The 13,147-nt window shown below is 70.6% G+C and carries 12 protein-coding genes; 9 read left to right on the plus strand and 3 right to left on the minus strand.

The genetic code is table 11. The features are described from left to right. Positions 1-250 precede the first annotated feature (250 nt). Entirely contained in the window at positions 251-586 is a 336-nt protein-coding gene (locus ACFYZZ_RS43115) for a hypothetical protein (protein WP_386573014.1), read from the plus strand. A gap of 155 nt (positions 587-741) precedes the next feature. Here ACFYZZ_RS43115 and ACFYZZ_RS43120 read toward each other — a convergent pair whose 3' ends face one another. Continuing rightward, positions 742-1,155, minus strand: a complete 414-nt coding sequence (locus ACFYZZ_RS43120; protein ID WP_389188875.1) for a pyridoxamine 5'-phosphate oxidase family protein — start codon at positions 1,153-1,155, stop codon at positions 742-744. 161 nt (positions 1,156-1,316) lie between these two features. On the opposite strand from ACFYZZ_RS43120, the gene clpB reads away from it, so the two are divergent. Further along, a complete protein-coding gene (gene clpB, locus ACFYZZ_RS43125) occupies positions 1,317-3,914 on the plus strand; it encodes an ATP-dependent chaperone ClpB (protein ID WP_386573016.1) in 2,598 nt (865 codons plus the stop codon). Positions 3,915-4,126: 212 nt separating this feature from the next. Here the strand turns inward: clpB and ACFYZZ_RS43130 are convergent, their stop codons facing one another. Further along, positions 4,127-4,552 carry a hypothetical protein gene (locus ACFYZZ_RS43130; RefSeq protein ID WP_389188878.1) on the minus strand — a complete coding sequence of 142 codons (426 nt, stop codon included), beginning with the start codon at positions 4,550-4,552 and terminating at the stop codon, positions 4,127-4,129. 184 nt (positions 4,553-4,736) lie between these two features. Here ACFYZZ_RS43130 and ACFYZZ_RS43135 point away from each other — a divergent pair, with 184 nt between their 5' ends. After that, complete coding sequence (locus tag ACFYZZ_RS43135) at positions 4,737-5,267, plus strand: YbjN domain-containing protein (protein WP_386573018.1); 531 nt, start codon at positions 4,737-4,739, stop codon at positions 5,265-5,267. Between the two features lie 42 nt (positions 5,268-5,309). Here ACFYZZ_RS43135 and ACFYZZ_RS43140 read toward each other — a convergent pair whose 3' ends face one another. Next, positions 5,310-6,503: a pyridoxal phosphate-dependent aminotransferase gene (locus ACFYZZ_RS43140; RefSeq protein WP_389188882.1), complete on the minus strand. Its 1,194-nt coding sequence runs from the start codon at positions 6,501-6,503 to the stop codon at positions 5,310-5,312. Positions 6,504-7,250: 747 nt separating this feature from the next. Here ACFYZZ_RS43140 and ACFYZZ_RS43145 point away from each other — a divergent pair. The 6 genes from ACFYZZ_RS43145 to fbaA all read left to right on the plus strand — a co-directional run bounded on the left by ACFYZZ_RS43145 (position 7,251) and on the right by fbaA (position 13,060). Beyond that, positions 7,251-7,775 carry a DUF2617 family protein gene (locus tag ACFYZZ_RS43145; RefSeq protein WP_389188885.1) on the plus strand — a complete coding sequence of 175 codons (525 nt, stop codon included), beginning with the start codon at positions 7,251-7,253 and terminating at the stop codon, positions 7,773-7,775. A gap of 110 nt (positions 7,776-7,885) precedes the next feature. Further along, positions 7,886-9,526 carry a polyamine aminopropyltransferase gene (locus ACFYZZ_RS43150; RefSeq protein ID WP_389188888.1) on the plus strand — a complete coding sequence of 547 codons (1,641 nt, stop codon included), beginning with the start codon at positions 7,886-7,888 and terminating at the stop codon, positions 9,524-9,526. Between the two features lie 58 nt (positions 9,527-9,584). Next, on the plus strand, positions 9,585-10,400 hold the full coding sequence (locus tag ACFYZZ_RS43155) for an SRPBCC family protein (protein WP_389188891.1): 816 nt from the start codon (positions 9,585-9,587) through the stop codon (positions 10,398-10,400). Between the two features lie 144 nt (positions 10,401-10,544). Continuing rightward, positions 10,545-11,333, plus strand: coding sequence for an aldose 1-epimerase (locus ACFYZZ_RS43160; RefSeq protein ID WP_389188894.1), 789 nt, complete (start codon positions 10,545-10,547; stop codon positions 11,331-11,333). Positions 11,334-11,343: 10 nt separating this feature from the next. After that, positions 11,344-11,892, plus strand: a complete 549-nt coding sequence (gene pyrE, locus ACFYZZ_RS43165; protein ID WP_389188897.1) for an orotate phosphoribosyltransferase — start codon at positions 11,344-11,346, stop codon at positions 11,890-11,892. Positions 11,893-12,037: 145 nt separating this feature from the next. Continuing rightward, positions 12,038-13,060 (plus strand): class II fructose-bisphosphate aldolase, encoded by a 1,023-nt coding sequence (gene fbaA, locus ACFYZZ_RS43170; protein WP_389188900.1) that lies wholly within the window; start codon positions 12,038-12,040, stop codon positions 13,058-13,060. Positions 13,061-13,147: the final 87 nt, after the last annotated feature.

Below are 13,147 nucleotides of genomic sequence, written 5' to 3' on the forward strand. Positions count from 1 at the left end.
AGCCATCGTCTTACTCGACGGGGGAAGAGGGGACCTTCAAGTGAGGACGAAGCCGACTATGCGTAAGAGAATGCTTCGCTCGGTGCTTGTCGCCGCCTTCTCCGCCGTTGTGGCCTTCGGAACACTGGCCGGCCTCTCCGGTGCGCAGGGGGACGGTCACAAGGCGAGTGGTACTCGGACCACGGGGACGGTGGCTGTCGGCGTCGAGACTCCGGTCAGCATGGACGACAGTGTCTGGGACTGACTGACTATGACTACTCCACCGGACGACCGCTCCTTCCGGCGCGAAATGGCCACCGCCTACCGCTCGGGCTGGCACTTCATCGACCTGGTCACCGCCATCCCCCACAGCGGTGACTCGCTGATGGTGACCGTGTTCGGAGAGCCGGTCGTCGTCACCCGTGACGAGGAAGAGGACGTACGGGCGTACCGGTGTCTGCGCAAGCCCCGCGGGGCGCCGCAGCCGGTCCGGTGTGCCATCCGGTACGGCATGATCTTTGTGAACCTGGACCAACGCGACCACCGGCTGGCAGAACCGGAGGTCGTGGACTTGAGGACCATTTCGGCCACCCCCCGCAGTGCCTGACGCGATTCCCCCGTCGTAAAAGATCGCTCAGGTGCTTCCCCCCGCAGCGGCGTCACCGTGACCTGAACACGGTGACGCCGCTGCAGTTTGTGCCGACATTTCGGGTTATGGGAGCGATCCCAGGCGGCTGAAACCGACCGGTTGACCGCCTCGCCTCAGCCCCTCCCGAGCGCCCGCTCCAACTCGATCTCGATCACCACTCGGGAGGGGTTCTCCCCGGGCTCCCGGTGGTACCGCTCGGCGTACCGCCGCTCCGCCTCGGCCACCCGCTCCGGCTCGGTGCGCACGCGCGCCCGGCCCTCCAGCGTGGCCCAGCGCCGGCCGTCCACCTGGCACACGGCGACCCGGGCGCCCTCGGGTCCGGCCGCGAGGACGTGGGACACCTTCGCGCTCGTCTTGTTCGTGATCACCCTGGCCAGCCGCGCCTCGGGGTCGTAGGTCACCCCGACCGGCACCACGTGCGGGCTGCCGTCGGGGCGCAGCGTGGTCAGGGTGCACAGGTGCCGTTCCCGCCAGAAGGCGAGATACGGCTCGTCCGGCGTGGCCGGGTCCTGGGAGTAGGTGGACATGCGTCGAAACCTAAGTGCAGGAAGCTGCAATCCCCAAGGGAGCCACATCCCGCACCTTGAGTGGAATAGACTCAACTTTGTGTACGCTGGTTAAGTCAGCAGTGGGAGAGTGACAGCGGAGACACGGCCTGCGAGCCGACGCCGAGGAGGAGAACGCGAACGTGGACGCCGAGCTGACCAACAGGAGCCGGGACGCGATCAACGCGGCCGGCAACCGGGCCGTTACCGAGGGGCATGCGGACCTCACGCCTGCCCACCTCCTCCTCGCGCTGCTCGCGGGGCAGGACAACGAGAACATCACCGACCTGCTGGCCGCCGTGGAGGCCGACCAGGTGGCGGTACGCTCCGGGGCCGAGCGGGTGCTCGCCTCGCTGCCCAGCGTGACCGGCTCCACCGTGGCGCCCCCGCAGCCCAACCGTGAGCTGCTCGCGGTCCTCGCGGACGCCGCCGAGCGGGCGAAGGCACTCGGTGACGAGTACCTGTCCACCGAGCACCTGCTGATCGGCATCGCCGCGAAGGGCGGCGCGGCCGGTGAGGTGCTCCAGGGGCAAGGGGCGGACGCAAAGAAGCTGGAAGAGGCCTTTCGGAAGGCCAGGGGAGGACGCCGCGTGACCACCGCCGACCCCGAGGGCCAGTACAAGGCCCTGGAGAAGTTCGGCACCGACTTCACCGCCGCCGCCCGCGAGGGCCGGCTCGACCCGGTCATCGGGCGGGACCAGGAGATCCGCCGGGTCGTGCAGGTGCTGTCGCGTCGTACGAAGAACAACCCCGTCCTCATCGGCGAGCCCGGCGTCGGCAAGACCGCCGTGGTCGAGGGCCTCGCCCAGCGGATCGTGAAGGGGGACGTCCCCGAGTCGCTGAAGGACAAGCGGCTGGTCTCCCTCGACCTCGGCGCGATGGTGGCCGGCGCCAAGTATCGCGGCGAGTTCGAGGAGCGGCTGAAGTCCGTGCTCGCCGAGATCAAGGACTCCGACGGGCAGATCATCACGTTCATCGACGAGCTGCACACGGTCGTGGGCGCCGGCGCCGGCGGGGACTCCGCCATGGACGCGGGCAACATGCTCAAGCCGATGCTGGCCCGCGGCGAGCTGCGCATGGTCGGCGCGACCACCCTCGACGAGTACCGGGAGCGGATCGAGAAGGACCCCGCCCTGGAGCGCCGCTTCCAGCAGGTGCTGGTGGCGGAACCGACCGTCGAGGACACCATCGCCATCCTGCGCGGCCTGAAGGGCCGGTACGAGGCCCACCACAAGGTGCAGATCGCGGACAGCGCGCTGGTGGCCGCGGCCACCCTCTCCGACCGCTACATCACCTCCCGCTTCCTCCCTGACAAGGCCATCGACCTGGTCGACGAGGCGGCCTCCCGCCTTCGCATGGAGATCGACTCGTCCCCGGTCGAGATCGACGAACTCCAGCGCTCCGTCGACCGGTTGAAGATGGAGGAGCTGGCGATCGCCAAGGAGACCGACCCGGCCTCCCGCGAACGCCTGGAGAAGCTGCGCCGCGACCTCGCCGACAAGGAGGAGGAGCTGCGCGGCCTCACCGCCCGCTGGGAGAAGGAGAAGCAGTCCCTCAACCGGGTCGGTGAGCTGAAGGAGCGCCTCGACGACCTGCGCGGCCAGGCCGAACGCGCCCAGCGCGACGGCGACTTCGACACCGCGGCCAAGCTGCTGTACGGCGAGATCCCGCAGCTGGAGAAGGAGCTGGAGGAGGCCTCGGAGGCCGAGGAGGAGGTCGCCAAGGGCACGATGGTCAAGGAGGAGGTCGGCTCCGACGACATCGCCGACGTCGTCGCCGCCTGGACCGGCATCCCGGCCGGCCGCCTGCTGGAGGGCGAGACGCAGAAGCTGCTGCGCATGGAGGAGGAGATCGGCAAGCGGCTGATCGGGCAGAGCGAGGCCGTCCGCGCGGTCAGCGACGCCGTACGACGCTCCCGCGCCGGCATCGCCGACCCCGACCGGCCCACCGGATCCTTCCTCTTCCTCGGCCCGACCGGCGTCGGCAAGACCGAACTCGCCAAGGCGCTCGCCGACTTCCTCTTCGACGACGAGCGGGCCATGGTCCGCATCGACATGTCGGAGTACAGCGAGAAGCACAGCGTGGCCCGCCTGGTCGGCGCGCCCCCCGGGTACGTCGGCTACGAGGAGGGCGGCCAGCTCACCGAGGCCGTCCGCCGCCGCCCCTACACCGTCGTGCTGCTGGACGAGGTGGAGAAGGCCCACCCCGAGGTCTTCGACATCCTCCTGCAGGTGCTGGACGACGGCCGCCTGACGGACGGTCAGGGCCGCACGGTCGACTTCCGCAACACCATCCTGGTGCTCACCTCCAACCTGGGCAGCCAGTACCTGGTCGACCCGGTGCTCGGCGAGGCGGAGAAGAAGGAGCAGGTCCTGGAGGTCGTACGGACCTCCTTCAAGCCGGAGTTCCTCAACCGGCTCGACGACCTGGTGGTCTTCTCGGCCCTGAACAAGGACGAGCTGGCCCGGATCGCCCGGCTGCAGATCGACCGCCTGGCCAAGCGGCTGGCCGAACGCCGGCTCAGCCTGGACATCACCCCCGAGGCCCTGGCCTGGCTGGCGGACGAGGGCAACGACCCGGCCTACGGCGCCCGCCCGCTGCGCCGTCTCGTCCAGACGGCCATCGGCGACCGCCTCGCCAAGGAGATCCTCTCCGGGGAGGTCAAGGACGGCGACACGGTCCGCGTGGACCGCTTCGGCGAGGGCCTGATCGTGGGCCCGGCGACGGGCAAGACGCTGTAGGACGCGCCGGCGTGTGGCCCCTTCCTCCGCTCACCTTCCGGCGGCAGGGGGAGGGGCCGTCGCGTTTCGACGATCGGCTCAGACGCTGGTCATGGCGACGTACAGCGTCCAGAAGAACCAGATCGAGAACCCCAGACAACCCAGCCACAGGGCCCACAACACCCATCGCGCCGATCTTGGTATGCGCATGACCGCATCATCGCTCGCCCGTGTCACACGGTGAAAGCCGAGAAGCGCACCCGCGCGGTGTCCGGGCCCTCGTACGTCACGTTCACGACGACCGCGTTCGCATCGACGCCGGCCGGAGGCTCGTGCTCCTGGGAGTTCAGGTTCAGACACAGGTCCGCCCCCTCGTCGCAGTACTCCGTGCCCGGCGCCGGCCCCTTCGGGTAGGTGTCCTTCAGCCAGTCACGCACGTCGGCCCGCGGCATCCGGAAGCTGGCGTGGTAGTCGGTGTCCAGCCAGGCCTGCACGGTGCACTCGGTGTCGTACGCCCCCTTCGGCAGCTTCGCCCCGCCGAAGTCCAGTGCCTCGGCGCACGGCACCTTCTCCGGGCCCCCGCCCAGCGGATAGTCCGAGGTCGCGAACCGCACCACCACCACGACCAGCCACACCACGACCAAGGCGGGAAGCGCCATGATCAGCGCGAAAAGCCCCCATCTGGTCCACCCTCTTGCCGCCACGCCGACCCCCATCGCCCGCCGATCCTCCACCCGACCAGCCGGATCATGTCAGCCGAGGGCTGACAGGCCCCGTCGGGGCTTGCCACCCCCCTCCCCGCATGAGGGAGGATGACGGAATCCGCATGAAGGGAAAATCACGGTGAGCATCGACCCGTCCTCGATTCCGAACTTCGGGGGCCAGCCCGAACCCCAGTCCCAGGGACCGGCCGGCCCCGTCGTCCCGGATCAGGACCTCGTGAAGCAGCTCCTGGACCAGATGGAGCTGAAGTACGTCGTCGACGAGGAGGGAGACCTCGCGGCGCCCTGGGAGCTGTTCCGCACGTACTTCATGTTCCGCGGGGAGGCCGAACAGGCGGTCTTCTCGGTGCGGACCTTCTACGACCGCCCGCACAAGATCGACGAGCGGCCGCAGCTGCTGGAGTCCATCGACGACTGGAACCGTCGCACGCTGTGGCCCAAGGTGTACACCCACACCCACGACGACGGCACCGTCCGCCTCATCGGTGAGGCCCAGATGCTGATCGGCACCGGCGTCGACATCAACCACTGGGTCTCGTCCACGGTCAGCTGGGTGCGGGCCGCGATCGAGTTCGACAAGTGGCTGGTCGAGCAGCTGGGCCTGGAGCAGGAGATCGACGACGCGGAGAAGCCCGAGGAAGACGGGGAGTAACCAAGTCGGCCGGATCCGGGGGCGACAGCCCCCGGACAGGGCTCACATGGCCCGAAGCCGCCCCGCCGCCTCCCGCAGGACCTCCTCGCGCTTGCAGAACGCGAACCGCACGAAGGGCGCTCCCGCCTCGCGGTCGTCGTAGAAGACCGCGTTGGGGATGGCCACCACGCCCGCCCGCTCCGGCAGGGCGCGGCAGAAGGCGAAGCCGTCCTTCTCGCCGAGGGGGCGGATGTCGGTCGTGATGAAGTAGGTGCCGGCCGGCTTGAAGACCTCGAAGCCGGCCTCCGTCAGTCCGGCCGCCAGGATGTCCCGCTTGGCCAGCATGCCGGCGCGGAACCCCTCGAAGTACGTGTCCGGGAGAGCCAGGGCCTCCGCCACCGCGTACTGGAAGGGGCCGGAGGAGACATAGGTCAGGAACTGCTTCGCCGAGCGGACCGCGGTCACCAGCTCCGGCGCCGCCGTCACCCAGCCGACCTTCCAGCCGGTGAAGGAGAAGGTCTTGCCCGCCGAGCCGATCGTCACCGTCCGCTCGCGCATCCCGGGGAACGCGGCCAGCGGCAGGTGCTCGGCGTCGTCGAAGACCAGGTGCTCGTAGACCTCGTCCGTCACCACCAGCAGGTCCCGCTCCACCGCCAGCTCGGCGATCGCGGCCAGCTCCGCGCGTGTGAGGACCGTACCGGTCGGGTTGTGCGGGGTGTTGATCAGCAGCAGCCGGGTGCGATCCGTGACCGCGGCGCGCAGCTCGTCCAGGTCCAGCCGGAAACGCGCCCCCTCGTCGAAGGACGGCCGCAGCGTCACCGGCACCCGCCGGCCGCCCGCCATCGCGATGCTCGCCGCGTAGGAGTCGTAGTACGGCTCCAGGGCCACGACCTCGTCGCCCGGCTCCAGCAGCGCCAGCAGCGAGGCCGCGATCGCCTCCGTCGCGCCCGCCGTGACCAGTACCTCGGTGTCGGGGTCGTAGGACAGTCCGTAGCGGCGCTGCTGGTGCGCGGCGATCGCGGTGCGCAGCTCGGGGACGCCCGGGCCCGGCGGGTACTGGTTGCCGCGCCCGTCGCGCAGTGCGCGTACGGCGGCCTCCCGGACCTCCTCGGGGCCGTCGGTGTCGGGAAAGCCCTGGCCCAGGTTGATCGACCCGGTCGCCAAGGCGAGGGCGGACATCTCCGCGAAGATCGTCGTTCCGAACTCGGCGAGACGGCGGTTGAGGTGCGGGCGCGCGCTGGACGTCATGCCGGCCATCCTGCGCCCAAGCTCTGGACTTCCTCAACTCTGCTTTGAGGCACAAGCGGGTCGGGCATCCCCCCGTCACCGCACTACGGGGCGGCAAGGACGAGGCGTCCACGGGGGCCGCTTCGGGGGAACGGAAAGAAGGTGACGCCATGGGCACCGTCTTCATCGTCTTGGTGATCGCGCTCATCTGCGTCGGGGTCGTCGCGTCCGCGGTCCGCAAGAGCGGCTGGAGCGGCGGCGGCTCGTCGTCCTCGGCGTCGGGGGACAGTGGCGGCAGCTGGTGGGCTGGCGGGGGAGACGGCGGATCGTCGTCCGGCCACCACTCTGGTGGTCACCACTCCTGCGGGGGCGGTCACTCGTCCTGTGGTGGGGGCTCCTCCTGCGGTGGCGGTTCCTCCTGTGGCGGGGGCGGATGCGGGGGAGGCGGCTGACACGGGGCAGCCGAGCTTCCCCGCCCCCGGGCGCCCGTCGGACGAAGGCATTCCGCGGGCGCCCGACCGTTTTGTCCGCACGCCGGGCGCACGCCGTAGTTGAACAGTTGAACTGTGGAGCCCTCTGAGGGATGGAAACCCCACGAAGTTGGGTAAAAACGCTGTGGTGGAGCCACTCTTCATGATTCCCTCTAAAGCACCAGCGCAGCCCCGCGGACGTCCTGCGGACGTCCTGCAGACCCCCCTCCCCGGCCGGGCAGGCCGGGCTGACCGGGCTGACATGGCCGATCTCCCCCTCTTCTTTGCGCGTTAGCGGAGCCGATCCATGCTCACGACCCTCAACACCTCCTACACCGATACCCGCGCTGCCGATCTCGCCTGGGCCCTGGGGCGCGAGCCGCTGCCCGCCCTGGCCACCCTCGATCTGGAACTGACCGGAACGAAGCTGCAGTTGAGACTGCTGGGCGCATCCCACCAGGTACTCCTGGAGGAGGAGCGGGGCATGTGCTCGGAGACGGTCGCGTGCATTCCCGGGTCAAGTACCCCGCTGCCGCTGGGCGTCGCCAAGCGGGTCGGCGACTGGGAGTACGAGTTCGCGGCGCGCGTCGAGGTGCTCACACCGGGCTCGTTCGCGGGCCGCGCCCAGGAGTTGCTGGCCCTCGTCTCCGAGCATCCGCACGGCCTCGCCGGTGTCTTCCCCGGCAGCCCGCACGCCTTCACCGCGATGCTGGCCCAGCGCCACCAGGGCCAGGTGCACTGGCGCACCTGGCACGCGTACCCGCAGGACGGGCAGTTGGTGGCGACACGGACCCGGGTCGGGTCACGGGAGCCGGTGGCCCCGTCGAGCTAGATCTCGTCGTACACGCTCTCGGCCGACATAAACCGGCAATGCGTCAACGGCCCCGAGTTCCACACGTGTGGGTGACGAAGCGTACCGAGCATGTGACGTAACGTCGCAGCGTGATCGAACCGCACGCCCCCGCGCGCCCGGGCACCTCGCCCTGGCAGCCCGGCCCCGCACGGCTCCCCGTCCGGCCCGGCACCGGGCGGTTCCTGGTCCTCGTGTGCGTCTTCGTCTGCGCGGCCTGCGGACTGGTGTACGAACTCGAACTCGTCGCCTTCGCCTCGTACTTGATCGGCGACACGGTCACCCAGGCGTCCGTCGTGCTGTCCGTGATGGTCTTCGCGATGGGCATCGGCTCCCTCGCCGCCAAGCGGCTGCGCTGGCACGCGGCCGCCTGCTTCGGCGCGATCGAGACCGCCCTCGCCCTGGTCGGCGGCTGCAGCGCGATGGCGTTGTACGCCGTCTTCGCCTGGACCGGCGGCTGGGGCGGGGTGTGGGCCGACGGCCCGCGCTGTCTCCTGGTCGCCTTCTCGCTCGCCATCGGCCTGCTCGTCGGCGCCGAAGTCCCCTTGCTGATGGAGCTGATCCAGCGCATCCGCCGCCAGGACGCGGGCGGCGCGGTGGCCGACCTGTTCGCGGCGGACTACGTCGGCGCACTCGTCGGCGGCCTCGCCTTCCCCTTCCTACTCCTGCCCTTCCTGGGCCAGTTGACCGGCGCCCTGCTCACCGGCAGCGTCAACGTCGTCGCGGGCGGCGCCCTGGTCCTCGGCCTGTTCCACCGCGACCTGACCCGCCGCGCCCGCTGGACGCTGCTGCTCGTCGGCCTCGCCGTCCTCGCCGTGCTCGCCTCCGCCGCCGCCCTCGCCGACGAGTTCGAACGCGCCGCCCGGCACGCGGTGTACGGCAAGGACGTCCGGGTCGCCCTGCAGACGGACGTCCAGGAGGTCGTCCTCGCCGGCGGCACCCACGGCCACCCCCTCGACCTCTTCCTGGACGGCCGGCTGCGGGTCGGCGGCCGCGACGAACGCCGCTACCACGAAGCGCTGGTCCACCCCGCGATGAGCGGCCCGCACACGCGCGTGCTGATCCTCGGCGGCGGCGACGGCCTGGCCGCCCGCGAGGTCCTGCGGTACGGCGGCGTGCGCCGCGTCGACGTCGTAGAACTCGACTCCGGCCTGATCGGCCTCGCCCGCAGCGACCCCGCCCTGTCCGCCCTCAACGGCCACGCCTTCGACGACCCCCGCGTTCATGTCACGACCGCGGACGCGCTCAACTGGCTGCGCGGGGAGCGGCGGCCGGTGTACGACGTCGTGATCGCGGACCTGCCCGACCCCGGCATCACGGCCAGCACCAAGCTGTACTCCCAGGAGTTCTACGGCCTGGCCCGCCGAGTCCTGGCCCCCGGCGGCCGCCTGGTGGTGCACGCCGGCCCCGTCACGGCCCGCCCCCGAGTCTTCTGGACGGTGGCGTCGACCCTTGGCGCAGCCGGCTTCGGCATCTCCCCCTACCGCGTCCTGGGCCACGACTCCGGCTTCCCGGCAGGCCCGGACCGCTCGGCGGGGGCGCCGCGGGCACCGCACGACTGGGGGTTCCTGCTGGCGGCGCCGGGCGGCTCGGCTCCTCGGCTGACCTTGGGCCCGGGGGGTCCGAACCCACGGACCCTGTCCCGGGCCGAGCTGACGGCCGATGCGCGGGCGGCGGCCCGTACGAGGATCGAGGGGCTGCCGGCGTCGACGCTGGTGCATCCGCGTTATTGACGAGGCACCTGTTCACACGAGGGTACGTTCCGCTCACTCCTGGGTAGGCTCGTGCGACATGGAGCACCAGGTCTTCGTCCCGGTTCCGGCCGAGCGACTCAAAGAGGCCCTTGCCGACCCCGCACGGGTGGCGCGGGCGGTCCCCGGACTCCAGCAGGACGCCGGCGCCGAACCCGTCGCAGGGCGCCTGAAGTTGCGCGTGGGCGGGCACTCCGTCACCTACCGCGGAGCGCTCCGCGTCACGCCCCGCGAGAACGGCACGTACGCCGTCGAGGGCGACGCCACCGAGGCCCGCGGCACCGGCGCCGTCAAGATCGCCCTCACCCTGCGCCTCACCGGCACCGAGGACGGCACCACCGTCACGGTCGAAGGCACGGCGAACGCGACCGGTCGCATCGTGGAACTGCCGGCGGACGCGGTCGCCTCGGCGGTGACCCGGCTGCTGAACCGTTTCGTGGAGAGCCTGGCGCAGCCCCCGGAGGAGAAGGAACCGGAGCCGGAGCCGGAGCCCGAGCCGGAACACACCTCGGTCTTCGACACCGAGGTCCCCCCGCCCTCGCTGGACACCGAGGAGACCGAGGAGTCCGAGGAGCCCGAGGCTGACGCATACGAGGCCCCGTCCTCCGACGACCGCATCAGCGAGGACTTCGCCGACCTGGGCGAGCCCCCCGCCGAGGCCGCGCACGCGCGCCGCACGATGATCGGCCGCAGCGCGGAGGAGGTCGACCACGCCCCGCCGCGCGGCCGCTACGCCCCCGTACCGGCTCCCCAGACCGTCGCCGGGAACCCGGTCCTGCGCTGGGCGGCCCCCGCGGCGGCCCTGGCCCTGGCCTCGGCGATCGTCCTGGGCCGCGCCCTGCGCAAGCGTCGCTAGCGTCCGTCGGGCATCAGCTCTCTGATGCCTCGCCCATGCCGAACCAGTCGTGGATCGGCCGTACCTCGACCGCCACGACATGGAAGTCGACTGGCACCGCGCGGACGGCACACGCCCTCTTGATCGCCCCAGTAGGGTCGTCCCGTGAGTAACGAAGACATCACGCTGACCGCGGGCGACGCGGAAGTGGTCGTGCGGCCCGGCAACGGCGGCCGTATCGGTGGGCTCCGGATCGGCGGCGTGGAGCTGCTGCGCCAGGGCGAGCGCTTCGGCTGCTTCCCGATGGTGCCCTGGTGCGGCCGGATCCGCGAGGGCCGTTTCCTGGACGGCGCCACCGTCCGCCAGATGCCCCTGAACTCGCCGCCGCACGCCATCCACGGCACCGCGCGCGACGGCGCCTGGCGCACGGCCCGCGTCGCCGAGCACGAGGCCGTCATCACGCACGACCTGGCCGACCCCTGGCCGCACCGCGGCCGTGTCACGCATGTCGTCACGCTGACCGAGGACAGCCTGACGCTGACGATGTCCGTGGAGGCGTACGACGACTCCTTCCCGGCGCAGATCGGCTGGCACCCCTGGTTCCACCGGAACCTGGGCGGTGAGGACGTCACGCTGGACTTCACCCCCGCCTGGCAGGAGGAGCGCGGCGCCGACCATCTGCCGACCGGCAACCGCATCGACCCGAAGCCCGGCCCCTGGGACGACTGCTTCGGCATGCCCGGCGGCGTCGACGTCACCCTCACCTGGCCCGGACAGCTGGAGCTGAAGGTGACCAGCCGCGAGGAGTGGGTCGTCGTCTACGACGAGCAGGCGGAGGCCGTCTGCGTGGAGCCGCAGACCGGTCCGCCCAACGGCCTGAACACACTGCCCCGCCTGGTCACGCCACTGGAGCCGCTGGAGGCGACGACCACCTGGAGCTGGCGGCGCCTCTAAGCTGTTCGCCATGACGGACGTACGCGGCGCGCTGCTGCAGCAGATCAAGGACAAGGCCGTGGTGCACGGCAAGGTGACCCTGTCGTCGGGCAAGGAAGCCGACTACTACATCGACCTTCGCCGGATCACGCTGGACGGCGAGGCCGCGCCGCTGGTCGGTCAGGTCATGCTCGACCTGACCGCCGACCTGGACTTCGAGGCCGTCGGCGGCCTGACCCTGGGCGCCGACCCGGTGGCCACCGCGATGCTGCACGCCTCCGCCGCGCGCGGGAAGGTCCTGGACGCCTTCGTGGTCCGCAAGGCCGGCAAGGCGCACGGCCTGCAGCGCCGTATCGAGGGTGCCGAGGTCAAGGGCCGCCGCGTCCTCGCCGTCGAGGACACCTCCACCACCGGCGGCTCCGTGCTGACCGCCGTGGAGGCGCTGCGCGAGGCCGGCGCGGAGGTCGTCGCCGTCGCCACGATCGTGGACCGGGCGACCGGCGCGGCCGAGGCGATCGCCGAGCAGGCCGGGGTTCCCTACGTCTTCGCCTTCTCGAAGGATGAACTGGGTCTGGACTGACGCGCCGGTTTGACCTGGACTTGACCGGGGCGCCGACCATCACGTCATGTCTGGAAAGATGGGGACGACGATGACGTCGCCCCCAAGGTCTAGGTCAGGGCCGTAGTACGCAGATCGCCAACCCGCACACCCAAGGAGCGGACAGATGCCCATCGCAACCCCCGAGGTCTACAACGAGATGCTCGACCGGGCGAAGGCAGGCAAGTTCGCCTACCCGGCCATCAACGTCACCTCGACCCAGACCCTGCACGCGGCGCTGCGCGGCTTCGCGGAGGCGGAGAGCGACGGCATCGTCCAGATCTCTACGGGCGGCGCCGAGTTCCTGGGCGGCCAGTACAGCAAGGACATGGTGAGCGGCGCGGTCGCGCTCGCCGAGTTCGCGCACATCGTCGCCGAGAAGTACCCGGTCAACATCGCGCTGCACACCGACCACTGCCCGAAGGACAAGCTCGACGGGTACGTACGTCCGCTGCTCGCGCTCTCCGAGGAGCGCGTCAAGGCCGGCCGCAACCCGCTGTTCCAGTCCCACATGTGGGACGGCTCCGCCGAGACCCTGGCCGACAACCTGGCCATCGCCCAGGAGCTGCTGGAGCAGGCCCGCCGCGCCAACATCATCCTCGAGGTGGAGATCACCCCGACCGGTGGCGAGGAGGACGGCGTCTCCCACGAGATCAACGACTCCCTGTACACCACGGTGGAGGACGCGATCCGCACCGCCGAGGCCCTGGGCCTGGGCGAGAAGGGCCGCTACCTGCTGGCCGCGTCCTTCGGCAACGTGCACGGCGTCTACAAGCCGGGCAACGTCGTGCTCCGCCCCGAGCTGCTGAAGGAGCTGAACGAGGGCGTCGCCGCCAAGTACGGCAAGCAGTCCCCGTTCGACTTCGTCTTCCACGGCGGCTCCGGCTCCACCGAGCAGGAGATCCTGACCGCGCTGGAGAACGGCGTCGTGAAGATGAACCTGGACACGGACACCCAGTACGCCTTCACCCGTCCGGTCGCCGCTCACATGTTCCAGAACTACGACGGCGTCCTGAAGGTCGACGGCGAGGTCGGCAACAAGAAGGCCTACGACCCGCGCACCTGGGGCAAGCTGGCCGAGGCGTCGATGGCGGCCCGTGTCGTCGAGGCCACGCAGAACCTGCGCTCGGCGGGCAACAAGATCAAGTAAGCGCGTCCGACGACGTCTGCTACGACGTCTGCCACGACGTCTGCGACGGACCCGGTGCCATGTCACCGGGTCCGCTGTATATCTGGA

Source organism: Streptomyces sp. NPDC001816, from assembly GCF_042892235.1.
In the GTDB taxonomy this organism is placed as follows: Bacteria; Actinomycetota; Actinomycetes; order Streptomycetales; family Streptomycetaceae; genus Streptomyces.

What these genes read in the sequence shown, in the direction of transcription:
- ACFYZZ_RS43140 (WP_389188882.1), bottom strand. Translation starts at nt 6,503, where the DNA reads ATGGCCGGCATGACGTCCAGCGCGCGCCCGCACCTCAACCGCCGTCTC.
- pyrE (WP_389188897.1), top strand. Translation starts at nt 11,344, where the DNA reads ATGACGGACGTACGCGGCGCGCTGCTGCAGCAGATCAAGGACAAGGCC.
- ACFYZZ_RS43155 (WP_389188891.1), top strand. Translation starts at nt 9,585, where the DNA reads ATGGAGCACCAGGTCTTCGTCCCGGTTCCGGCCGAGCGACTCAAAGAG.
- fbaA (WP_389188900.1), top strand. Translation starts at nt 12,038, where the DNA reads ATGCCCATCGCAACCCCCGAGGTCTACAACGAGATGCTCGACCGGGCG.
- ACFYZZ_RS43115 (WP_386573014.1), top strand. Translation starts at nt 251, where the DNA reads ATGACTACTCCACCGGACGACCGCTCCTTCCGGCGCGAAATGGCCACC.
- ACFYZZ_RS43120 (WP_389188875.1), bottom strand. Translation starts at nt 1,155, where the DNA reads ATGTCCACCTACTCCCAGGACCCGGCCACGCCGGACGAGCCGTATCTC.
- ACFYZZ_RS43145 (WP_389188885.1), top strand. Translation starts at nt 7,251, where the DNA reads ATGCTCACGACCCTCAACACCTCCTACACCGATACCCGCGCTGCCGAT.
- ACFYZZ_RS43130 (WP_389188878.1), bottom strand. Translation starts at nt 4,552, where the DNA reads ATGGCGCTTCCCGCCTTGGTCGTGGTGTGGCTGGTCGTGGTGGTGGTG.